Source organism: Bartonella sp. AP72JLCBS (genome assembly GCF_042195705.1).
In the GTDB taxonomy this organism is placed as follows: Bacteria; Pseudomonadota; Alphaproteobacteria; order Rhizobiales; family Rhizobiaceae; genus Bartonella.
Window position 1 is genome coordinate 88,830 of record NZ_JBHIOU010000005.1, and the last position, 23,268, is coordinate 112,097.

At 39.0% G+C, this 23,268-nt stretch carries 29 protein-coding genes; 4 read left to right on the plus strand and 25 right to left on the minus strand.

The window, feature by feature from the left end:
- Positions 1-292 (minus strand): hypothetical protein (locus tag ACFILO_RS04200; protein WP_375677885.1); only part of this gene is annotated, 292 nt, incomplete at its 3' end.
- Between the two features lie 406 nt (positions 293-698).
- Here ACFILO_RS04200 and ACFILO_RS04205 point away from each other — a divergent pair.
- Positions 699-1,022, plus strand: a complete 324-nt coding sequence (locus tag ACFILO_RS04205) for a hypothetical protein (protein WP_375613621.1) — start codon at positions 699-701, stop codon at positions 1,020-1,022.
- Between the two features lie 920 nt (positions 1,023-1,942).
- Here the strand turns inward: ACFILO_RS04205 and ACFILO_RS04210 are convergent.
- The 5 genes from ACFILO_RS04210 to ACFILO_RS04230 form a co-directional block, all read right to left on the minus strand.
- The gene (locus ACFILO_RS04210; RefSeq protein WP_375677886.1) at positions 1,943-2,527 is read right to left on the minus strand and encodes a hypothetical protein; all 585 of its coding nucleotides are present in this window, start codon (positions 2,525-2,527) and stop codon (positions 1,943-1,945) included.
- Positions 2,528-2,544: 17 nt separating this feature from the next.
- Positions 2,545-2,916 carry a hypothetical protein gene (locus tag ACFILO_RS04215; RefSeq protein WP_375613623.1) on the minus strand — a complete coding sequence of 124 codons (372 nt, stop codon included), beginning with the start codon at positions 2,914-2,916 and terminating at the stop codon, positions 2,545-2,547.
- A gap of 354 nt (positions 2,917-3,270) precedes the next feature.
- On the minus strand, positions 3,271-3,477 hold the full coding sequence (locus tag ACFILO_RS04220) for a hypothetical protein (protein ID WP_375677887.1): 207 nt from the start codon (positions 3,475-3,477) through the stop codon (positions 3,271-3,273).
- 136 nt (positions 3,478-3,613) lie between these two features.
- Positions 3,614-4,192 carry a hypothetical protein gene (locus ACFILO_RS04225; protein WP_375677888.1) on the minus strand — a complete coding sequence of 193 codons (579 nt, stop codon included), beginning with the start codon at positions 4,190-4,192 and terminating at the stop codon, positions 3,614-3,616.
- A 1,222-nt stretch (positions 4,193-5,414) separates the two neighbouring features.
- On the minus strand, positions 5,415-5,948 hold the full coding sequence (locus ACFILO_RS04230; RefSeq protein WP_375677889.1) for a hypothetical protein: 534 nt from the start codon (positions 5,946-5,948) through the stop codon (positions 5,415-5,417).
- 1,137 nt (positions 5,949-7,085) lie between these two features.
- On the opposite strand from ACFILO_RS04230, the gene ACFILO_RS04235 reads away from it, so the two are divergent.
- Together ACFILO_RS04235 and ACFILO_RS04240 are read left to right on the plus strand one after the other, a co-directional pair.
- On the plus strand, positions 7,086-7,649 hold the full coding sequence (locus ACFILO_RS04235) for an NADPH-dependent FMN reductase (protein ID WP_375621749.1): 564 nt from the start codon (positions 7,086-7,088) through the stop codon (positions 7,647-7,649).
- An 18-nt stretch (positions 7,650-7,667) separates the two neighbouring features.
- A complete protein-coding gene (locus ACFILO_RS04240) occupies positions 7,668-8,183 on the plus strand; it encodes a short-chain dehydrogenase (RefSeq protein WP_375677890.1) in 516 nt (171 codons plus the stop codon).
- A gap of 972 nt (positions 8,184-9,155) precedes the next feature.
- On the opposite strand, the gene ACFILO_RS04245 is transcribed toward ACFILO_RS04240, so the two are convergent.
- The 18 genes from ACFILO_RS04245 to ACFILO_RS04330 all read right to left on the minus strand — a co-directional run bounded on the left by ACFILO_RS04245 (position 9,156) and on the right by ACFILO_RS04330 (position 19,539).
- Positions 9,156-9,332 (minus strand): hypothetical protein, encoded by a 177-nt coding sequence (locus ACFILO_RS04245; RefSeq protein ID WP_375631929.1) that lies wholly within the window; start codon positions 9,330-9,332, stop codon positions 9,156-9,158.
- A gap of 15 nt (positions 9,333-9,347) precedes the next feature.
- Entirely contained in the window at positions 9,348-9,920 is a 573-nt protein-coding gene (locus tag ACFILO_RS04250; protein WP_375631931.1) for a hypothetical protein, read from the minus strand.
- Positions 9,921-9,930: 10 nt separating this feature from the next.
- Positions 9,931-10,293, minus strand: a complete 363-nt coding sequence (locus ACFILO_RS04255; protein ID WP_375631933.1) for a hypothetical protein — start codon at positions 10,291-10,293, stop codon at positions 9,931-9,933.
- An 88-nt stretch (positions 10,294-10,381) separates the two neighbouring features.
- Positions 10,382-11,317: a DUF6990 domain-containing protein gene (locus ACFILO_RS04260; RefSeq protein WP_375677891.1), complete on the minus strand. Its 936-nt coding sequence runs from the start codon at positions 11,315-11,317 to the stop codon at positions 10,382-10,384.
- A gap of 40 nt (positions 11,318-11,357) precedes the next feature.
- Positions 11,358-11,525, minus strand: coding sequence for a hypothetical protein (locus ACFILO_RS04265; protein WP_375677892.1), 168 nt, complete (start codon positions 11,523-11,525; stop codon positions 11,358-11,360).
- 13 nt (positions 11,526-11,538) lie between these two features.
- Positions 11,539-11,904, minus strand: a complete 366-nt coding sequence (locus ACFILO_RS04270; RefSeq protein ID WP_375653562.1) for a hypothetical protein — start codon at positions 11,902-11,904, stop codon at positions 11,539-11,541.
- A gap of 211 nt (positions 11,905-12,115) precedes the next feature.
- The gene (locus tag ACFILO_RS04275; RefSeq protein WP_375653556.1) at positions 12,116-12,490 is read right to left on the minus strand and encodes a hypothetical protein; all 375 of its coding nucleotides are present in this window, start codon (positions 12,488-12,490) and stop codon (positions 12,116-12,118) included.
- 217 nt (positions 12,491-12,707) lie between these two features.
- Complete coding sequence (locus ACFILO_RS04280; protein ID WP_375653551.1) at positions 12,708-12,944, minus strand: hypothetical protein; 237 nt, start codon at positions 12,942-12,944, stop codon at positions 12,708-12,710.
- A gap of 126 nt (positions 12,945-13,070) precedes the next feature.
- Positions 13,071-13,202, minus strand: coding sequence for a hypothetical protein (locus ACFILO_RS04285; protein WP_375653546.1), 132 nt, complete (start codon positions 13,200-13,202; stop codon positions 13,071-13,073).
- A 708-nt stretch (positions 13,203-13,910) separates the two neighbouring features.
- Entirely contained in the window at positions 13,911-14,243 is a 333-nt protein-coding gene (locus ACFILO_RS04290) for a hypothetical protein (RefSeq protein ID WP_375677893.1), read from the minus strand.
- Positions 14,244-14,441: 198 nt separating this feature from the next.
- Positions 14,442-14,999: a hypothetical protein gene (locus ACFILO_RS04295; protein ID WP_375653539.1), complete on the minus strand. Its 558-nt coding sequence runs from the start codon at positions 14,997-14,999 to the stop codon at positions 14,442-14,444.
- 57 nt (positions 15,000-15,056) lie between these two features.
- Positions 15,057-15,608: a hypothetical protein gene (locus ACFILO_RS04300; protein WP_375653533.1), complete on the minus strand. Its 552-nt coding sequence runs from the start codon at positions 15,606-15,608 to the stop codon at positions 15,057-15,059.
- Positions 15,609-15,616: 8 nt separating this feature from the next.
- Complete coding sequence (locus tag ACFILO_RS04305; RefSeq protein WP_375677894.1) at positions 15,617-16,135, minus strand: hypothetical protein; 519 nt, start codon at positions 16,133-16,135, stop codon at positions 15,617-15,619.
- A gap of 355 nt (positions 16,136-16,490) precedes the next feature.
- Positions 16,491-16,805: a hypothetical protein gene (locus ACFILO_RS04310; RefSeq protein ID WP_375677895.1), complete on the minus strand. Its 315-nt coding sequence runs from the start codon at positions 16,803-16,805 to the stop codon at positions 16,491-16,493.
- A gap of 525 nt (positions 16,806-17,330) precedes the next feature.
- A complete protein-coding gene (locus ACFILO_RS04315) occupies positions 17,331-17,594 on the minus strand; it encodes a hypothetical protein (protein WP_375677896.1) in 264 nt (87 codons plus the stop codon).
- A gap of 257 nt (positions 17,595-17,851) precedes the next feature.
- Entirely contained in the window at positions 17,852-18,406 is a 555-nt protein-coding gene (locus tag ACFILO_RS04320) for a hypothetical protein (protein WP_375613263.1), read from the minus strand.
- Between the two features lie 48 nt (positions 18,407-18,454).
- Positions 18,455-18,931, minus strand: coding sequence for a hypothetical protein (locus ACFILO_RS04325; protein ID WP_375631957.1), 477 nt, complete (start codon positions 18,929-18,931; stop codon positions 18,455-18,457).
- An 86-nt stretch (positions 18,932-19,017) separates the two neighbouring features.
- Complete coding sequence (locus tag ACFILO_RS04330) at positions 19,018-19,539, minus strand: hypothetical protein (protein ID WP_375677897.1); 522 nt, start codon at positions 19,537-19,539, stop codon at positions 19,018-19,020.
- Between the two features lie 1,824 nt (positions 19,540-21,363).
- Between ACFILO_RS04330 and ACFILO_RS04335 the strand changes: the two genes are divergently transcribed.
- Positions 21,364-21,930 (plus strand): hypothetical protein, encoded by a 567-nt coding sequence (locus ACFILO_RS04335; protein ID WP_375633370.1) that lies wholly within the window; start codon positions 21,364-21,366, stop codon positions 21,928-21,930.
- Between the two features lie 515 nt (positions 21,931-22,445).
- Here the strand turns inward: ACFILO_RS04335 and ACFILO_RS04340 are convergent.
- Complete coding sequence (locus ACFILO_RS04340) at positions 22,446-22,676, minus strand: hypothetical protein (protein WP_375677898.1); 231 nt, start codon at positions 22,674-22,676, stop codon at positions 22,446-22,448.
- Positions 22,677-23,268: the final 592 nt, after the last annotated feature.

Sequence of the window (23,268 nt, forward strand, 5' to 3'; positions counted from 1 at the left end):
GTGCATCCTTCCCCTCAACGGAAACTGCCAAACCCTCATAAGGCAGTATCCAATCCATAAGAGGATGCACTCCAGCCCTCAAAAAGAGTGCATCCTTCCCCTCAACGGAAACTGCCAAACCCTCATAAGGCAGTATCCAATCCATAAGAGGATGCACTCCAGCCCTCAAAAAGAGTGCATCCTTCCCCTCAACGGAAACTGCCAAACCCTCATAAGGCAGTATCCAATCCATAAGAGGATGCACTCCAGCCCTCAAAAAGAGTGCATCCTTCCCCTCAACGGAAACTGCCAAACCCTCATAAAGGCAGTATCCAATCCATGGAAAAGATGCACTTCGCCTTCAATAGAGTGAATCCTTCCCTTCAAGGGTTTTACTCAATTTTCATCGCATCTCATTTTTATGAACCCTCATTTTTATGAATCCTTGGTTAAAGGCACAAAAAGAAGTTTGCTAGCAACTATTGTATCACCCACCTTATGGGATTCCACTTGCCTACAGAGCTTTCAAACTTTTTTACGCCTTCATAAAATCGAATCTGAAAGAATTCATTAAGGCAATTAAGAGTAAATTTTGTCAAAATATAGACAAAGTTTATTCTTTTTTGTGATTGTTGTATTTTTACTATAGTTATTTAAATCGAATTTATATATGATACGTATCGATATTTATTTATCGAAATAAATATAGGAGAAAAACTATGAATATCAGATATTTTTTCATAGCTGGGGCTATTACAAGTGGTTTAGCTCTCGCGATTCAAAAATCTGATCGTATAGTCAATAAACAACCCTCTCCTATTGTTGCTCCTTATACTATTGAGAAAACAAATTTACAGTTTGTTAAACAAGTAAGGGACACATCGGATACATTGAATATACTGAGAGTCAGTAATAGAAGCGCATCAGAACAAGCATCAATCAACGATATATACGATAAAGCAGAAAATTTATTGAATGCAATAGCTGGTTTTTTAGGATCACTTATTATATATTTCGTACAACTTGTTGCTACTAGAATATAAGATACAAAAAGTTCTTAAAGTAAGGTTATATACATTTTGTATATATTGTAAAATTTAAATAAAAAGGCCCTTTATAAAATGGGGCCTTTTTTAGTTTAATTTTTCCTTTGTTTTAGTTTAGTTTTTATTGTGTTTTTATTTTTATTGGCCAAATATCATCGCCTTCAAAAATGCCATTTTTACTTGTCTCACATCTCAAATGACAAAGGCTCTAACTCCCTAGCTTCGCTCCCATAGCGCTTTCGTTAATAAGGGTCCGCAATCTTCTTGTTCTTCCCAAAAATTCTTCTGTTTTCAAGAAAATGACCATGCATCTCCTCTGTCATCGGATTGGTTTACAGATCTCCATGAAGCAGACTGAAAAACACAAAAACACCATAACTTTTTATATCAATATCACCATACTGAAACACTGTTGAAGCTTAACAAGCGCTGCTTCATTGGCAAGGACTTCTTAAAAAGACAAAAAATACCTCAAAGGCAAAAGAGCTTAACACTGCTCAAAAATGCCATTTTTTGCCTTCCTCTCACCTCAAATGACAAAGGCTCTACCCCCTAGCTTCCCTCCCATAGCACTTTAGTCAATAGAGCTTCCCCATAGCGCCTTTAGTCAATGGAGCTCCCCCCATAGCGCTTTAGTCAATGGACCTTTCCCTCATACCGCTTGAATAAGCGATAATTTATGAGCATTTTCTAACAAAAAAGAGACCGCCTTTAAGAAGAGAGTAGAATTTATAATTGATTTTTCCCCCTATTCTTGAGGATCAAGCCATTTCCAGTCTATTTTTTAAAATCTTGGCTATTATTCTTGATTTTTCGAACCCTTTATTTTGCTCTGGTAAGAAAGATGTGAAAGCGCCATGATTGAGACGCTTTCACATCTTTTAAATAAAAGTGCTTTTCTTCAACAGGAGAATAAACTAATCAATTTTTATATCCATAAATGCGATTTTACCATCTTTAATATAAGTAATATCAGGAGCATGTTTTACCCCCTCTGCTTCAAACACGAACTGTTCATCACTCACCCCTTCAAACCCTTGTTCCCTTAATTCTTGTTTTTTCTCCTCGACTAATTTTTTATGCAAAGCGCGTTTTTGATTACACGTATAAAGAAACTGCACTTCGCGATCTGGTAAAAAGAGGGTTGCCAAATAATCTCCCTTTCCCTCGATTTCCACTGACCATCCCAAGCTTTTTAAAAGCCCTGTTGCACTTTCTATCGTGAGAATTTCATCATCATCATAATCGGCAGAGAACTCTTTTTCCTTTAGTTGCAAACGCCTCTTCTGCACCACGGCTTCATCTTTCCAAAACTGCTGCGTTGCAAGATCATTTTCTTTAAGCACTCTTTCCAGCGCGCCTTTCACTTGGAAATTCATTTTCATCCGTTTGAAGACAGAGGTATAAAGAGCTAAAACAAGCATGATAATGATCATGCAAATAACAATCATCACCCAGAATCCGGGATCTAATAGAAATACGGCTATAGGATCACTGTTCATTTTTCCCCTCTCAGTCTTTAAAAAAGCCCGTGCGACAAAGAGCTTATGTGCTCTCGCACCGAGATTGCTTCTTCTAGTTTCTGAATATTTTTTCGCAACTCACCCGTCACTTTGGTGCGAAGCCGTAACATAACCGGAATAAAAATAATAACACAAACCGTTATGATGTCCGTTGTTTTAAAGAGAACGGCATGCACAACATATTGCCACCCTGTCAGCTGCCAATTCAATACACCTGGTATTTCTAGAACCATTTTCCACATGATAATGAGAACAGCAATAGCAAAGATAATTTTATAATCCTTTGCTGAAAGCAACGCTTGCTGGAGCGAAAAAGAATGCGCTCCTTTATGCGTTTCTTGCTCTGATGCCCAATTTTGCTCCTTCATGTATTCCCCTCTCACTCTTTAAAAAGACCCCGTGTGACAGAGAGCTTATTTGCTATCACACAGAGATTGCCTCTTCTCGTTTCTGGATCTTTTTTTCCAATTTACGCATTATGATGATGCAAAACCCAAATACCACCGGAATAAAGAAAAGTACACAGGCCATTATGGTTTGCGTCATAATAAAAATTATAATATTCCTGCTACCTTGCCACCCTCTTACCTTCCTCACATCTCAAATAGTGAAGATTTTCAAACCGTACCAATCTATAAACAATAGTCACAATTCAGCTTTTTCTTCCTAAAAATTCTCCTATTTTCAAGAAAATGACCCTGCATCCCCACCTTCAATAGGATTCATTTCAAAGCTTGAATGAACAAGGCTCCTAAAAATACGAAAACAACCCATATACCGCACGCCCCTACGAGCAAAACCGTTCCTTCCTCACGCCTCAAACGATAAAGTAAGTCCCAAGCGCTCACTCTAGGCTCTAAACCCCACGGGCTCTTATTCCCTTTAATCAACACTGATCCATAATCGGCTTTTCTTCCACTCAATGCCACCCAACACTGCTCCTTTAAAGCAATGTTTTACGGACACCCCATAAAAAACACCAAAACATATCAAAGGCAAAATGGTATAGAGAGCAATCCCTATAAAGGCTGAATCTCTCATAATTTCTTCATTATTTTTTCCCTCTCATGACTTCTCAAGCGCTGTATCCTGTTCTTGCAAGACGTTTTTCAGTTCTTTTCTTAAACAGCGATACGTTCTCACCTGCTTAAAGACACCATAATAAAGTTGTAAAATCATCATAGGAATACAAGCAACCCACAGTGTCACGAACAGAAGCACGAGACCGAATATTGTAACAAGAATATCACTCCATTTTTCTCTATCGCCTTTTTTATACCAATCCTTTTGATCGGTTATTTTACCCCGTTGCAGGTTTATTTCTTTCAATTTTTGAGTATTTTTTCTCAACAAAAGCCACAATGTTATGAAGAGTATGTACAGAACTGGAAACAAGACCCAAACACACACTGTAATAACTTGCCAAAACGCATACAGAGAGAGAAAAAGAGGTGTATCCTGCCACCCTGTCAAGTTCTCTTGGCTACCCAAAGATGAGAGAAAGAAAATCCTGTTGCACAACTCAATAATGAGCGAGAGGAACCAAATGACAACACACTCTCGCACAGAAAAATAATCTTTCCCAGAAAAATAGCGTAGTTCATTATAAAATGCTGAATAAAATGCTGACTTTTTCCCCTTCATTGCTCTTCCTTTTTTTATGAAAAACGCATTTTTTTATCTCATGCCCGCTCTTTTAAGAACCACGAAAAGTGCGATGCATGGCGCTTCCCTTGTTTTCAACAAAACCCCCCAATTTTCTAAAAGCGTGGTTACTCTTCTCAATGATTAAGAGCATCCTCCTCATTACAAACGAAAATAGGCTCTCCTCTTTGCCTGATAATTTTCCAACCATCCCCTCTTCTTGTGTCACGAGAGCTTCTAAACATTGCCTCTCCCCCCTTACGATAGCGACAAAAGCGCCTTGTCACTCTCTTTATCTTACGCGTTTTAGTAGCCGTCTCATTCTACGATACGTTCTCACCTGCTTAAAGACACCATAATAAAGTTCTAAAATCATCATGGGAATACAAGCAACCACCAATGTCACACACATAAGCACGAAAACAAATATCATGACAAGAATATCACCCCTTTTTTCTCTATCGCCTTTTTTATATCGATCCTTTTGATCGGTTATTTTACCCCGTTGCTGGTTTATTTCTTTCAATTTTTGAGTATTTTTTCTCAACAAAAACCACAATGTGATGTAGAGTATCAACATAACTGGGAATAAGACCAAAACACACACTATAATAACTTTCCAAAACGCATACAGAGAGAGAAAAAGAGGTGTATCCCACCACCCTGTCCGTTCCCCATTGCTACCCAAGGATAGGAGAAAGAAAATCTTGTTCCACAGCTCAAGAGAAAAAATGCTGTACTCTTTGCTATCCAAGGATGAGAGAGAGAGAATCCTGTTCCACAGCTCAAGAAAGAAAATCCTGTTCCATAGCTCAATAATGAGTGAGAGAAAACAAATGACAACACGCTCTTCCTCAGAAAAAACACTTTTTTCGAAAAAATAGCGTAGTTCATTATAAAATGCTGAATAAAATGCTGAATTTTTCCCCTTCATTGCTCTTCCTTTTTATGAAAAACGCATTTCTTTATTTCATGCCCGCTCTTTTAAGAACCACGAAAAGTGCGATGCATAGTGTTTCCCTTATTTTCAACAAAAGACCCCAATTTTCTAAAAGCGTGGTTGCTCTTCCAAATGATTAAGAGCATCCTCCTCATTACAAACGAAAATAGGCTCTCCTCTTTGCCTGATAATTTTCCAACCATCCCCTCTTCTTGTGTCACGAGCTTCCAAACATTGCCTCTCCCCCCTTACGATAGCGACAAAAGCGCCTTGTCACTCTCTTTATCTTATGCGTTTTAGTAGCCGTCTCATTCTACGATACTTTCTCACCTGCTTGAAAACAAAATAATAAAATTCTAAAATGAGCATGACAACACCCGCAGGAAAAAAGACGTTTAGCAGAAATATCAACCAAAAGTATACGATAAAAAAACAGCTTATTTTTTCTCTATCCTTTTTTACTGGATTATTTTGTTGATCGATTGTGTGACCCCGTTGCTGGATAGCCTCTTCTAAATTCTGAATCCTTTTTTTCAACAAATACGTTAAGATGAGATAAAGCACCAATAAAACAGGCATCAAGGCAACAACAACAACCATGATGACTTCACGTAGCACAAAAAGCGCTAAAAGAGTGCTATCCTGCGATACACTCAACGACCACTTGGCTTCTAATGGGATCAAAAGAGCTTTATAACCTATCCCAACAAGGATAGAAATAAGACAAATAATCATATGATCTTTATAAGAACGAAATGATTTTCCAAAAAAAAGAGAGCACCGTTTGTTATAAAATGTGGAATTTTCCCCCTTCATTTGCTCTTCCCTTTTATGCAACTGTTTGTCCCTAACTTTATAAGGACACGCATAATCTCTCAAAGCACAATTGCATCCATTGTCGTCAAACAGAATACCCAAAGAACACTCGTATCGCCTATTTATGTTGCCAATACTTTTGCCAATTCACGTGCTTGTTTTAAAGAAATCTCTCAACACTTCCAAACCAACGCGCATCACCCCCATTTCATGAACATCCCCCATGAAAGGGATAACAATAGCGCTCCCATGAATATATCCCCCTTACTATAAACTCTATCACCCCTATTGTTTCAATAAAAAATGTAATCCAGCACCATTCATATACGCCCCCTGCAGCCTCTACAATAGCCTTATCCTCCCCTTGCAACAAGCCATGCCATAACTCGTTCCTCAACACGGCCCCCCCCCATTACCCTAAGGCTCCCGACAACAACCATACCCGCTCCCCTACAACAGCCATACCCGCCCGCACCCTACAAACAGCCATACCGCTCTGCCCCTACAACAGCCATACCCGCTGCCTCTACAACAGCCTTTACCCGCCCCCCCCTACAACAGCCATACCCACCACCCCTTCTACAACAACCCCACCTCTTGCCCCAAAAACAGCCCTATCTAGCTTCTTACGATAGCCTTTATCCCTTGAAAAGACAGAAGCATTTTTATTCTTTTCTCCATTGTTTTCCGCCCACTTAAGACATGAAAAAAGGAACTTCCATTGATTTGCAAATGATCACGCAATAAGAGCATTTGAAATGAGAAAATCTTACAACTTTCTTATTCCAATTAAAAAGGATCAATGATCATTCAAAATACGATGATATCTTCCATTTTTCATTAGAGTTCTTGCAAGCCAATAGCTCAGAATATATTCATAAAAGTGCTTCTAAGACAGAGAGACAGCCGCGATTCTTGAGATCAAGCATTTTAATATTAATGAAAGCACTAACATTCCCTTACAAGTTTGAGGTGTTGTTTTGTCAACAATCTTGTTAGCATGGACTGATTCTATGATGATGCGATATCATCACAATTGCTCTTTATGGACAGCATAATGATACGCGCCATTTTACTCACAATTCTTTATAAGCCTTGCGTTATAGGCTTGTGGGGAAAAGATAAAGGAGAATCCTGTTGAATATAGCAATTATTTTGGGGTCTGTGCGTCAACCTTCCTTAACAAGAACTTTAGCCAATTATTTAGCGGATTGCCTCATAAAGCGGGGTGCATCACTTCATTGGGTTGATTTGCGTGAACAGCCCTTGCCGATGACAGATCCAGATTATCATCAGCAGGTAGAGGCTAATCCAAGTGCTGCGGTCCGTGAGTTTGTCAAAACCATTGCCGCGGCTGATGGCGTTATTCTAGCAAGCCCTGTTTATCAAGGATCTTATTCGGGTGTTTTAAAAAATGCTCTTGATAATTTGAGCTATAATGCCTTTTTAAATAAACCTGTTGGACTTATCTCTCATGGGAGTACGGCCAAAAAATGCGCACAACCTTGTGAACATTTAGTGCCGGTGGTGCACACGCTTTATGGTTATACACTCCAATGTCAAATCGCCTCTTCCAACGAAGATTTTTCCTCAGATGATGAAGGTCGTACTTGGAAAGTTATAAGTGAAGAGGTACAAACACGTTGTGAAAGACTTGCTGATGAAATGTACACATTTTTAAAGCAAAGAGGTGGGATTTAAAGTAATAAGGGAGGGGGCATGAAAAAAAAGGATGCGCACTATCGTTATTTAGTGGTAGGGGGCACAGGGATGTTTGCCCCTTTGTATCAATCACTAGAGCCGCAAGAAGTGATTATTGCTGCACGCTTTCTTTCCCATAAAGTCCAGCTTGAGGCATTGCACAACAAACAGTTGTGCGTGTCGTTGGATTATGATTGTGCGGCATCAAAGGCGCAATTTTTAGAAGCTGTGAAGCAATGGCATGATCTAAAATATTGCATATTATGGATTCATTCGCCCGCCTATGCATTTTCTTGCGCATTAATTGAGCAGTTGGCTCTTTTGCCTAAACCGCCATGTATTCTTCATATTTTTGGTTCCAACACGCATGATCAAATGATCCTCGAGTGCGCGCGCAAAAACAAGGTTGATTTTATCCCCATTCAATTAGGACAAAAAACAACGCCCAAAGGTTTACGATGGCTGACCCATAAGGAGATAAGCCAACAGGTACTGGATGCCATAAAAAACCATATGAATAAACAAAACTTATGATCAAGACCTCTGCTTTGCAAAGAAGCCGAGCCCCTTCAATCTCTATCCATACCCGAACACCCTCTTGAATAGCCCATACTCTCTTACATCATAGGCTTTGAGAACGAACAATCCCCCTCCCTTACGCCTCTAAACAGCATGCCTATATCAACAGCTTCAAAACCAAACGTTTTTCTAACCCTTCTCACACGGGCTTATCCCCCTCTCACAACCATCACGGCTCTTGACCAACCACACACCTTTTTACAGTTCCACGTTTTTACGATTTTGCAAATTCACAGAAAACAACAAAACTTCCGATAAACCGCCCCATTAAAGCCTATACAAGCCTATTACAAACCTATCATCAGCCTATTCATTGCCATCAACCCTTTTCCCCCAACGCCCTCCATTCCCACTTCCCACATTCCAATTTTGACGCATTGCACAATCCAACCTTTACGCCTCCATTGACACCTTTTCTCCCTATATCCTCCCCACAACCATCACGGCTCTTGACCAACCACACCCCCTATTACAGTTACACGTTTTTACGATTTTGCAAATTCACAGAAAACAACAAAACTGCCGATAAACCGCCCCATTAAAGCCTATACAAGCCTATTACAAACCTATCATCAGCCTATTCATTGCCATCAGCCCTTTTCCCCCAATGCCCTCCATTCCCCCATTGGCACCCTCTTCTCCTCAACCGCCCCACAACCATCACGGCTCTTGAGCAACCACACACCTTTTTACAGTTTCACGTTTTTACGATTTTGCAAATTCACAGAAAACAAGCAAACTGCCGATAAACCGCCCCATTAAAGCCTATCACCAGCCTATTACAAACCTATCACCAGCCTATTCATTGCCAACAGCCCTTTTCCCCCAGAGATCAGCGTAAAATGAGAAAAACAATCGATGCCCTCCTCCCAAGTCGTGAAGCAATGGCATGATCTAAAACTTATGCCTCCCCCCATGACACGAGCACTACATGCGCTTTTTCAGCGCTGCGTTTAATTGTTTGGTAACCTTGTAATACGAGATCAAACGCTTGATAAAAGAAATATACAGTGCCACAATGGGTATTGTTAAGAAAAAATTAAAAACACCCCCCAGCAGAATGATCAAAATCACCGTCCAAGCTGCCGCCATTTCGTAATGCATTTTATCCCCTTCCTTTTATAAATTGATTGATTGGGTTGCTTCAGTCACTTCTTCCAATTGCTGAATCTTCTTTTTCAATCGATGAGTTAAAATTTCACGAAGAATCACAACAACAGGGATCGTTGCAAAAATACATACCGATAAAAAAAACCAGAAGAGCAAGAGAATGACAAAATATTCAAATCTGCTCTCATCTATCTCATCTATCCCTTTAAAGAAAATCACATAGACATAAGCTTTGAAAAACATAATGATGAAAGAGAGGCATGCGTGGAGGATATAATCTTTGCGTGAAAAAGCGAGCCATTTTTTTAACGAATAGAAACTTATCTGTGTTTCTAGTGCTAAGTTTTGCGGCACTCTCTCTTTTTCTTTTCCGCTTTTTTCAAAGAAACAAAAACGCTGTGGATGTTCTTTCATCAAACGTCTTTGTTTTTTCACTCTGTAATAGAGCCTCAAACGCTTTATTAAAGAATAATAAGGCGCCACAATAATCATATTCACAAAAATGGCAAAAACTGTAACTGCATTTAGAAAAAAATATCCAATCGGCAGAAACAAAATAAAAACCGCGCCCTCACTCCTCATGCGTATAACCTCATTGATTAATCTCTTGCTGCTTTGTTTTTTCTTTTAGTTTTTTCAATCTGCGCTCTTTAAAACGACAAATGCCCCACAAAATAGGAAGGGGTGTGAGAAGACAAAACCATATCAACACTGGTAAGAGAAAAATAAGAGAACCAATTCCTTCCCATCTTGTCCATTGCAACGGCTGTACCAGAGACTTTGCACCCGCAGGAACTTCTAAAGCCATCATGATAAGGCATGTACAAAACATGATAAAAAAGCGGTGCCCTATTATTTTACACCGTCCCACCCCTTTACGCCTTTCCACTAAAGACACCATAAATTTTCTAAATGAAAAGAAAGACTCTTCAAATGTTGCTTTTTTCTCCTGCATTGTTCCCCTCTGCTTTTACGCTTCGCGCTTTTTACGCTCTATTTTTAGGTTTAAGCTCTTTTTAAATTATCTAAACTCTTTATTTTTCTCAATAAATTTTTTCATCAATCCTAATTTCTACATCCATATATTCTAACTCCCCATCCTTTATGTAAAGAATATGAGGACGATAGTTTTTTCCATCAACCTCACAAATTGCGTCCTTTTCGTAAACAAAATATCCCTGTTGCCTTAATTCTTCTCTTTTTTCCTCGATCAAATTTTCATAAGAATCTCTTCTTCTATTGCACAAATTGGGATCTGTAGCTCTAAAACATTCATAGCTTTCCACCTCCATGGAAAAATTCTTTGCCGCCTGTTGAAGCAAATCGTAACTGGGTTGCTTTGTCTTTTCTACCGCTTGAGCAATCACCATTGCGCGTTCCAGATGCTCCTCTTCGATGCTTGCCTCAAAGCCCAGCTTCTCACCTTCCATAAAGCTTTTGTGATAAGAGTGTAAAGTTTCAACATCGCCCATCAAAGCCAGAGCAGCAAGATAACGCAGGGAATAAGAAGCCAACCGAGGGACCACAGTTTTGTTTTCCCAAGGCAGGATTCTATATTGAGAGTGAAGCATCTTGCCAAGATCAACCTCAGTCATTGCCTCATCTAAAGCTTTCTCGAGTACACGACGTAAACATCCAACGCTTACCTTTTCTTCAAAAATTTCCAACCCCTTCACATCAAAACTCAATTCAAGAGCAATCAAACCTCCAGAATTATAAGGGTCTATTGTTTGGCAAGCCGCCGCATGGATACCAGAAACCACTGCAATTGCACAATCAAATCGCGGATACCCCTTCTCAGCATTATAAAGAAACTGCACTTCACGATCTGGTAAATAATAGGTGGCCAAATGATCTCCTTTTCCCTCAATTTCCACCTTCCACCCCAAACTCTTTAAAAGCGCCGTTGCACTTTCCATCGTTAAGATTTCTTCATCAGAAAGAGAAAACTCTTTTTCCTCAGATAACGGCTTAATCATCGGCGTTGCTCCACTAGACGGCTCAAAAGCGACAGGTTGTTCAAGCTAATTCTTTTGTCACTTGGCAATACAGTCTCACCCGCTTGAAAGTAGAGTAATACAATGCCCAAATAAACATCATGACCACAGCAGAAAGCAGCGTGAAAAGCGTCAAGCCCACACCCCACGAGAGTACAACAACAATATCCATTATTTTAATATCTATCATTTTCCCCGCCCCTTCATGCGCTGTTTTGTTGAGAAGCGGTTTTTCTCCGCTTCCAGATTGCTTGCTCCAACATATCGATCTTTTCTTTCAACAGAACCGTGAAAATGATACGAACCACAAAGGCAACAGGGATGAACAAAAAAATAAACCATGATATAAGCTCCATAATTAACGAGAGAGCTGCCACGACATCCCCTTCCCACCCCGCCAACTTCCACTCAAGCCACATGAGTAAGAAGAGAAGAGCCGTTCTTAAAGCTGCCACAATGAAAGCAATGCAAAAGATGACTTTATAATTTTTGCTTGTTAAAAACGCTTCTTCAAGCGAAAAAGACCGTAATTCTTCATCCAATGATGCATTTTTTCCATTGCCCCTCATTTTTTATCCCTCATTTGTTTCAATTTTCAAGCCATTTTCATGAACCGAAGCTTTCGTCCTCACAATGGATGAGGGTTCATCAATATCAAGCGTTTGTATCCCTCATCTTTTATAAAGACAATATCAAGGGTGCATTTTTTTCATCACCTTCAAACATCGCACGAATAGAAGGTCTCTCCTACAACGCATGAGAATATATAAAGACCAGTATTCATTTTCTGCCCTCCCTTAACACGCTGTTTTGTTGAGAAGCGGTTTTTCTTCGCTGCCAGATTTCTTGATCCAACTTATCGATCTTTTTTTGCAACAAACGCGTAAAGATGATACCGACCACAAAGGCAACAGGAATGAGTACAAAAAGAAGCGCTGATATAAAAACCAATATTAATGTTAAAATGAACAGGATATAATTCCACCACCCTGTCAAATCCCACTTAAAAAACATAAAGAATGCCATTGTAAAAGCTGACACAATGAAAGCAATACAAAAGATAACTTTATAATTTTTGCTTGTCAAAAACGCTTCTTCCAGCGAAAAAGACCGTAACTCTTCATCCAATGATGCATTTTTTCCATTGCCCCTCATTTTTTACCCCTCATTTGTCTCAATTTTTAAGCCATTTTCATGAACCGAAGCTTTCATCCTCACAATGAATGAGGGTTCATCAATATCAAGCGCTTGTATCCCTCATTTTTTATAAAGACAATATCAGGGGTGCCTTTTTTTCATCACCTTCAAACATCATGTTTTTATTCCCCACAGTATATCCCCTATTATCTTAAGGCTTCTCTTTTCTCGTCGATCAAATTTTCATAAAAATATCTTCTTCTATTGCACAAATTTGGGTCTCTGACTCTAAAATTCTAAGTGCTCTTTTTATTTTCAGAAAGATAAGCTGCTTTCCAAAGAAGAAGCAAACGAGTGCAAGAAAATCGTAACGAAGTTGCTTTGTCTTTATGACGATTTGAATCATCAACAAAACCGGCCCAAATTGATTTTTTCGATATTTTTTTTCAAAGCCCAAACTTTCATCTTCCATAAAGCTTTTATGAGAAAGCTGCCAAATGTTAACATCAGCCCTCAATACCAAAGCCCCAAGGGTGTGCAAGTAAAGAAGAGTCCACTTGAGAGATAGCACAATTTCCTTTCCCCAAGGAAGGGTGCTCTATTGAAAGCCCAAACACGCGGCCAAGATCAACCTCAGTCCCAGATCAACCTCAGTCATTGCCTCATCTAAAGCTTCCTCAAGCACACGGTGTAAACGCCCTACGCTTACCTTTTCCTCAAAAATTTTCAATCTCTTAGCCTTAAAATCCACCCCTTTGCCTCAATGCCTCGTTGTCAATCTGGCAAAGCCCTAAAATGATAAGGATTAATCATTTGGCAAGCCGCCGCATGAATACCAGCACCTCTCACAATTCCATAACCAAATTGCACAAAACCTTTTTCATCCAGAGAGAGAAACTGTCCTTAGCGGTCTCGTAAATAAATAACGGTCTCGTAAATAAATAGATGTCCCTCTTTTCTTTCAATTTCCCCCCTCTACCCCAGGCTCTTTAAAAGCACTGTTACACTTTCTATGGAGCAAAACGTCTTAATAAAAAACTTAAGCTTTTGGCTCACCTTCTCTATGCGTCTTACCTCTCCACCTGCAAGAAAATGGGCTTTTTTCCCCAAACACCAGAATATCTTTTGCTTTAAGTATAGATTTTTCGCTCTCAATATCGCTTGGTAAGACACATTTTTATGTTTGATAAAAAGAAAATAAGTTACAAGATTTTCTCTCTTAAAGAGAACAGAAACAGCAAGTAAAGTCCAAGAGCAGCCCCTCTTCACTTTCCCCTTAAAAGCCTCGCAAGAATCCCACTCAAACAAAAGCCCCACTCAAGCAAGAGCCTCAATTCTTTTCAAAACACGACACAAATATAAAAAGGCATAAAACGAGAAGTACACCCATGCACCTTAATGAACAAGTCAAAAGCAAGGCTCGAAAAAAAGCCTCTCTTCACTTTTTCCCCTCGCTCACTTTCCCCTCACTCACATCGTATAATATGACGGGAGCTCCTTTCTGCTCAACCTCTTCTTCTAATTGCCGTATCATTTTGTTCAACTGACGGGTCACGATAAAACGCATAATAAAAACAATCGGTAAGAATAAAAAAGTACAGGCAAGCAGCCATGCCAGTGGCTCGAATACGACAAGAGAAACAAAGTCCTGCCCTCTCCATATCTTAACGACAACAGTTATAACTATTGGAGCAGTCGCCATGACCGTAGAAAGATAGAATATTTTTTTATAGTCTTGCCAAACAAGAGAAAGCTGCTTTTTATCAAACATTCTGCTGCTTTTTATTTTGGGGAGATCTGTCTTAAGGCGATATCGCGTTCATTCAGCACGCATTTCAGTTCCTTTTTCACGCGACAATAAAGCCGCGCACGCTTGATAAACAGGTAATAAATGACAACGATTGGCGCCCATATTAAAACACCTAAGAGCGTAAAGAACAGGAAAGAAATGGCTATTAATGTTATAAGACTACTCGTCATTTTGTCCCCCTACCACATTCTGCATACGAATTGCCTGATCGCGTTGTTGTATCGCTTCTTCCAATTGTGGAAGTATTTTGTTCAATTTTCTCGTTAACTTCATGCACATGATCCCAATGATCGGAGAAAAGAGAAGAATCCCTAACCATATAAGGCTCAACAGCTGCATGATAAAGGCAACACTATCATTTTTCCACCATACAAAATTTGCGATAGAGAAAGCAGATTGCAAAACAGAAAAGAGAATAAGGATAAAAAAGATTATTTTACATTCTTTTGAATAAAAAGGCAGAGATTCTTTGAAGTTAAGAAAGCGCATTTTCGCATCAAGGGTCTTATGGGCGAGATTGTGTCTTTTCATTTCTCCCAGATCATTGCGCAGTTGTTGTATGGCTTGCTTTTGTTGCGTCGTACTCTTTTTCAAGCCTTGAGCGAGTTTAAAAGATAACCTGATATATTTGATCAACAGGTAAGGAAACCTGACCATAACCATAACCATTAAAATGGCAATGATAATGAACCCTAAAAAAACCAAATGCTGCATCATAATGCTCCCTTTTTTTCCCTATCGCATTGATGTGAAATCATCATTTTTATTCTCTGCTCAAACAAATGTTTCTAATTCCTTTACTGTTTCTTGCACGCCATACTGAAGGAGACTATGGAGAATTAAAATGACAGGTAAAGAAACAACAATACATGTCCAGACCCAAAACAGCAGTCGCATGACAAAATCAATAATGTGAAGCACTATCATAGGCACGTAATTGTGCAAAAAAACCGCAGATTTTGGAAGAAAAGCTGAAAAAACGACAAAACCTGTGCAAAGTGCAACCATAACGAAGGCGATAGAAAAGATCATAAAATAATCTTTTTTTGAGAGAAGCAAAGATTCTTGAAAAGAAAAGGCACGCAACTGTGTTGCAAGAACTGTCCTCTGTCCTCTACCCTCTACCTGATAATGCCCTAAATTCTGCGCTGCACCCTTTTTTAATTTTCGCTGCGTCACCAATAACAAGATTGTCCGTTTTATCAACGAATAATAAAGTGCAACGATTGTCACCACGGTAGAAAGGAATACCATAAAAATTGCAGAACAAATAAAAATTGCCGTTCCTACGGCAATCAACATTCCAATGATTAAAGAAGCGGTCACTTTTCCCCCTATTGTCTTCTGTTAAGAGATTGGTTGTCTAGCTGTTGCTGCTCTGGCAAGGTTTCCCATTGTAGCATCATTTCCTTCACATCCCGTTTAAATACGGCGTTAAAGACAAAAAAGAGCGGACAAAAACCAAAAAGAACGCCAAAAATCATTTGCGGCAAGAGACATAAAAAAGCCCAAACACTATTCCACCCCGCATCAAGAACATGCTGAATTATAGGATTTTGGAAAGGGTGTTTAAGACTTTCCTGAAGTCTTTCCTGAAGACTTTCTTGTTTCATTTGTCCCAGTGCTTGGAGCTGTTCTTTGGATATAACGTGAAAAAATTCCAAAGGATCCATATAGGCAGACGCGGAAAAAAGCACCAACAAGAGGATAGCCAAACAACAAATGATGATATAATCGCCTGTTGAAAGCATCATCCATTTTTTGAAAGTTGCCGATTGATCCAACACTGGCTGCGATACAAAAGCCTTATCTCCCTTATGGGCAGATTGGTGTTGTGATTTATCTTCGATCATACGGATACTCCCCCACTTCTAAAATTCCCACTCTTCAATATTTGATAGCACGCCACCAGCGCGGTAAATTCGCTTAGCACCCTTCTCAGAGTAATGCAAGCACTATAAATCCCCTCTACGTATTTTATTCATTTGCCCTATACGCGCTTATACATGAAGCACTATACGTGAGGTGCTTACAAGCCACCCCCCTCCTTTTCCCAAGGTGGTGCCCCCATCTTGAAAGCCAAGCACGCGGCCAAGATCAACCTCAGTCCCAGATCAAACCTCAGTCATTGCCTCATCGAAAACTTCCTCAAGTACACGACACGCCCTACGCTTACCTCTTCCTCAAGAAATTTCCAATCCCTTTGCCTTAAAATCCACCCCTTTGCCTCAATGCCTCGTTGTCAATCTGGCCCCCCCAAAATGATAAAGCCCTAAAATGATAAGGATTAATCATTTGGCAAGCCGCCGCATGAATACCAGCGTCTCTCACAATTCCATAACCAAATTGCACAAAACCTTTTTCATCCAGAGAGAGAAACTGTCCTTCACGGTCTCGTAAATAAATAACGGTCTCGTAAATAAATAGATGTCCCTCTTTTCTTTCAATTTTCCCCCTCCACCCCAAGCTCTTTAAAAGCACTGTTACACTTTCTATGGAGCAAAACGTGTGCTTTTGGCTCACCTTCTCTATGCGTCTTGCCTCTCCACCTGCAAGAAAATGGGCTTTTTTTTCCCAAACACCAGAATATCTTTTGCTTTAAGTATAGATTTTTCGCTCTCAATATCGCTTGGTAAAACACATTTTTATGCTTGATAAAAAGAAAATAAGTTACAAGATTTTCTCTCTTTAAGAGAACAGAAACAGCAAGTAAAGTCCAAGAGCGGCCTCTCTTCACTTTCCCCTCAGCACTCAAGCAAGGATCTTACTCAAGTAAGAGCCTCAATTCTTTAAAAAAACACGACACAAATATAAAAAAAGCATAAAACGAGAAGTGTCCCCCATGCTCCTTAATGAACAAGTCAAAAGCAAGGCTCAACGAAAGCCTCTCTTCACTTTCCTCTCGCACTCAAGCAAGAGCACCAACTCAAGCAAGAGCCTCAATTCTTTAAAAAAACACGACACAAATATAAAAAGGCATAAAACGAGAAGTGCACCCCATGCTCCTTAATGAACAAGTCAAAAGCAAGGCTCAACGAAAGCCTCTCTTCACTTTTTCCCCTCGCTCACTTTCCCCTCGCTCACATCGTATAATATGACGGGAGCTCCTTTCTGCTCAACCTCTTCTTCCAATTGCCGTATCATTTTGTTCAACTGACGTGTCACGATAAAACGCATAATAAAAACAATCGGTAAGAATAAAAAAGTACAGGCAAGCATCCATGCCAATGGCTCGAATACGACAAGAGAAACAAAGCTCTTCCTTCTCCATACCTTAACGACAGCAGTTATAACTATTGGAGCAGTCGCCATGACCGTAGAAAGATAGCATATTTTTTTATAGTCTTGCCAAACAAGAGAAAGCTGTTTTTTATTTTGGGGAGATCTGTCTTAAGGCGATATCGCGTTCATTAAGCACGCATTTCAGTTCTTTTTTCACGCGGCAATAAAGCCTCGCACGCTTGATAAACAGGTAATAAATGACAACGATTGGCACCCACAATAAAACATTTAAGACCATAAAGAACAGGAAAGAAAAGGCCATTAATGTTATAAGACTACTGGTCATTTTATCCTCCACGCCCATTCTTCATACGAATTGCCTGATCGCGTTGTTGTATTGCTTCTTTCAATTGTTGAAGTTTTTTGTTTAATTTTCTCGTTAATTTTATACACATGATCCCAATGATCGGAAAAAAGAGAAGAAGCCCAAACCATAGAATGCTCAACAGCTGCATGATAACGCCGACCATATCGCTCTTCCACCATACCAAATTTGCGACAAAGAAAGCAGATTGCAAAACAGTAAAGAGGATAAAGATAAAAAAGATTATTTTACATTCTTTCGAAGAAAGAGGCAGAAATTCTTTGAAGTTAAGAAAGCGCATTGTCGCATCAAGGGTTTTATGTGCGAGATTGTGTCTTTTCATTTCTCCCAGATCATTGCACAATTGTTGTATGGCTTGCTTTTTTTGCGTTGTACTCTTTTTCAAGTCTTGAGAGAGTTTAAAAGATAATCTCATATGCTTGATCAACCGGTAAGGAAGCCGGATCATAACCATAAACATTACAATGGCAATGATGGTGAACCCTAAAAAAGCCAAAAATTTTATAACAATAGTCACGTGTTTCCCCTATCGCATTGATGTGAAATCATCATTTTTATTCTCTTCTCAAGCAACCATTTCTAATTTCTTTATTGTTTTTTTCACGCCATAATGAAGGAGACTATGGAAGATTAAAATGACAGGTAAAGCGACAACAATACACGCACAAAACCAAAACAGCAGCTGCATGCCAAAACCGCCAACCTTAAACAATAGAGGCATATAATTGTGTAAAAAAATCACAGATTTTGGAAGAAAAGCAAAAAAAGCGAGCAAAACTGCGAAAACCACAATCACAATGAAAGCTAGAAAAAAGATGATACAATAATCTTTTCTTGAAAGTTCCAAAGATTCTTGAAAAGAAAGGGGGCTGAACTTTATTGCACAAACTGTATTTTGTCCTATGCTGACTTTCTGATTATGCCCCAAATTCTGCAATGCTCCCTTTTTTAATTTCCGCCGCATCCCACACAACAATATTGTCCGTTTTATCAAAGAATAATAAAGTACCAAGATTGTCATCAGAGTAGAAAAAAGTATCATGATCTCCCCGAGAAACATGACAGTACTCCACCATACTGTGGTCAAAATTACAAAAGTACTTATAAAAGAAGCAGCCACTTATTTTCCTATTGTGTTCTGTTGAGAGATTGGTTGTCTAGCTGTTGCTGCTCTGGCAATGTATCCCACAGCTTCATCATTTCCTTCACCTCCCGTTTAGAGATAGCGTTAAAGACAAAAAAGAGTGGAAAGAACACCACAAGAACACCAAAAATCATTTGCGGCAAGAGACATAAAAAAGCCCAAACACTATTCCATCCCGCGTCACGCAAAAACACGATTGCAGGATTATTTTCAAAAGGCTGTTTCAAGATCTCCTTAATCATTTTTCGAAGATCTCCTTGTTCCATTTGTCCCAGTGCTTGAAACTGTTCTTTGGATATAACGTGAAAAAACTCCAAAGGATTCATATAGACAGTCGCGGCAAAAAGCACCAACAAGAGGATAGCCAAACACAAAATGATGACGTAATCTTTTCTTGAGAGAGCCGTCCATTTTTTGAAAACCGCACACTGATTTAACACGGGCTGTGACGCAAAAGCCGTATTTCCCTTATGGGCAGATTGGTGTTGTGATTTATCTTCGATCATACGGATATTTTCTCACTTCTAACATGCCCACTCACTCTTTGAGAACATGCAACCAGCAAAACCGGTTTATCTAGCACTCTTTTCACCATGAAACACGCGCTATAAGCCCCTTTAAGTCTATTTTTAAAATTTCTCATACGTGACAACATACAATCCCTAAACCTTACAAGCACAAATGCCATTGTATCCTCTTATCTATTACCCACACTTCAAAAGACAATGTTTCACAAAACTCAACAAGCAAAAATATTCAATCTAAGAAATATCTGATGTGTAAAGTTTACAAACAATACACTGATTTATAATAATTTATTGTTTTTCATATTAAATGAGAACCCTAAATACCGTAGGATTGTCTTATTCCAAACCTATTCCATATTAAATCAACCCAAACCATGTCTCTTGCGCGTTACAAGCAGAAAGAGCCGTATAGAGTAAAACATTAAGAAAGGATGATAAATGCCTCTAAGGAAGCGCCTCAAATGCCAAGAGCTGTCCGCAACCATGAGAGCTGGCAAAATGTGTGATGCTACGGACTTTCTTCTTTACAAGCGTAAAAATGGAAGTGTGCAATAGATTTTATATTATTCAAACTTTGTATGGATTTCATTGGGGACTTTATCGTTATACCCTTCATGAGCACCCTTGCAAAATGGGCAAAAGAGAGCCCTAAGACATGGCTCTTTAAAAAGCAACACAAAACAAAGTCAAACAAGCAATCGATTATCCAGTATAAAAAACGTGCGACAAACAACCTTAATCCTCATTTGAAAGCTTCTTAATCAAAAAGGCTTCATTTTAAAAATTCTTCATTAAAGATGAAATATCTCACAGCCCCTACATTTGTATAGCCCCTACATTCATCAAGGCATCTCTTATAAAAGCATCTTTTTATAAAGGCATTTTCTTCTTATAAAAACAGCCTCTTTCGATAATGCATTCCGTCCTTTAAACGACATCCCCTCGTTTTATAATAAGATCCATTAAAACGGAGATTTATACTCTATAAAGGATACTTACAAAGGATACACCAAACAAAATAGCGAGATCATTCACAGTTTATTTTAAGCCGATAAACGATATTTTATTTGAAAATATAGGGCATCTTATGCTATTATAATAGAATGCGGAGGTTTGCTTTTTGCCGCTCTCTGCCACTCAACAGAAGACGACATATCTCCTATAAAGGATAAAAGTATGCTTAACAGCGTGATGTATATCAAATATCTTGGGAAAGCGCCCAACAACAAAAAAATAAGAGAACCCAAATAAAAAGCTTCCAACTTAAGAAAACAATGACCTTTCAAAAGTGGAATTGAAAAATTTCCACAAAGCGCTCGTGAAAAAAGAGACAAATAATCCCATTAGAAAAAACTTCCTATTAGAAAGACGATGACATGCCCTTGAAATCCATTGTTATTTTTTCATTCACATTTGACAAAAATTTTCCTTCAATCTCTCAAGAACAGTTAAGAAATATTTAAAAAGCAAATAATCCGCTAGCAATAAAAAAATAAGCATGACAGGGGCGGAAGATAAGACTGATAGGGATAAGATAAAAAAGGTAAGAAACCACCTTAAAGATGATTTTTTCGCCCCACACCGTTGCTTTTCTTTGCATTTAAAACGCCTTTAGTATCGTTTGTTTTTTGATCTGCAACGGCTGATATTTCCCAGTATTTGCTCACTCCCCCAGTATTTTCCTCTTTTTAAGTATTTTCCTCCTTTTAAGTATTTGCTCCCCCCAATATTTGCGCCAAGTGCTTTTTACATCACTGTCCCCCATCAACAGACAGTTTCTTTTTCATTCAAATGGTTAAGTTCATGAAAATACGTAAAAAACGCGGTAGATCGAAAATAACAGGAAAGCGAGAGCCCAATAGCTGTATTTCACGTGCCCAAAATTCCAGCGAATCTGCGCTTCAATCTGCGATTGAAATGCGTGCAAAACACTTTGGTTTAAGCTTCGAAGAAGCGAAAAATCCGCTTGTCGGAACCTATATTGGGCGTCTTTGTTTGCTTGGCTATAAAGAGGCTTCATCAGGCATCAGTAAAGAGCAATATGACACGGCGCAACAATACTTGCAAATTAGAAACGACTATTTATGTGCAAAAGGTTTACCAAACGGTTATTATGATGGTTTTACGCACAGCGCATCAGATGAGAAAGCAAAAAAGCAATGGGTCCAAAGAGCAACGGAACACTATGAAGCTATGCAAGAAGCGATTAAAGAAGCACAATATCTACATCGTCAACACAACTTTCATGCGGCATTACACTATCTTGTTATAGAAGATCAACCGCTGCCTAATCTTGTTGGTTCGTTGCGTATTATTCTTGATGCCCTTTATAAACATTTTGACAGTTCTACCCAAAAGAGCCTTGGCTAAAACACCCATCATTTCCTCCCCCTCACAGGATAAAGATTCTCCCCCTCCTTTTATAACATGCCTCTTTATAACCAGCGCCTTTATAAAGTCCCCCTTTGGCAAGTGACACTTGAGATCCACTGAGCATGCCCTTTCATAGAATTTCATGGGTTAACAAGCTTAAAAATATCCACCACGCCCTTTAAAAAAAATACTTCAACTGTCAAAGAGACTTAACCTTATACCTACCAGTGCCTCACTTAATCCATGCCTCAAAGGACAATATTTCACGGCATATTCACGGCATGGACAGGATAAATATTGCCCCCTCTTTAAAAAACAGCAACATTCTTCCCTCTACCCCCATTGTAACAAACCACCCTCATCATACACTTCACCCAATATCGCGACATCCTTAGCTCTTCAGACAATTCATTATCGTCATTTTACGTCTTTTCTTGTACAATTCCATATGGCTTTCCTGATCTTATGACGGACAAAAACTATGGCTTTTATTTCAGCATAATCTGGGTTTCTCATTCAAGACTAAATAACGATAAAATATCCACTATAAATAAATAGCTTATCATTAAAACAACCCGTTGATTTTTGACACAATTAAAAGCATCATCCCTTAAACGAAAGAAAAAGCCCCTACCAACAATCTCCTCCCTCATCAACAACTGCACCGATAACCCTCCCCCCATCACATCACCACTAATACGACAGCCAGCATAGCCCCAATCACCCCCACAAATCGCCAACACCTAAAGCTTTGCCCCGCAACACCTTCCAACCACCGCCTTCCCAATTCCATCAATAAAATACCACGGATTTCAAAACCACAATTCTCCCTTCATCTTGTCCCCTCCTTTCTCAAAGGAGAAAATGTTTTTTGCCACATCAAAAACTTTTCCATTAAAACAAGATATTTTGCTGCATAGCCAATGAATGAGCTTTTTTCTGTAGATTTTTCCCGCGATAAAGGAGGAAAAATAATCGTTTTGCGGTTGACAGAATATGAAAAATCGTATTTAATGATGGGTGCGGTAAGGGGTTTTCTGCGTCCAGATTTCATCATAAAATTTTCGCATTATTATAGACTGTTATAAGTTATCATAGACTGTTATAAAACAGTGTGTTTCGCGACAATGTTTAAAACTTTACGGTTTGAAGGTATCTTTCGTCTTTTTCTGACTGTTTTCTTTTGCATTACACAATTTGCATCACCAACAGCCCCATAATTTTGAGATTTTCAAAACAAGTGGTATTCAATAAGGGCTCCCAATAGAACGCCCTAATAATCCCCCCATAAAATACCAATATCATACATCACAGCAATGATGAGCAATACACGCA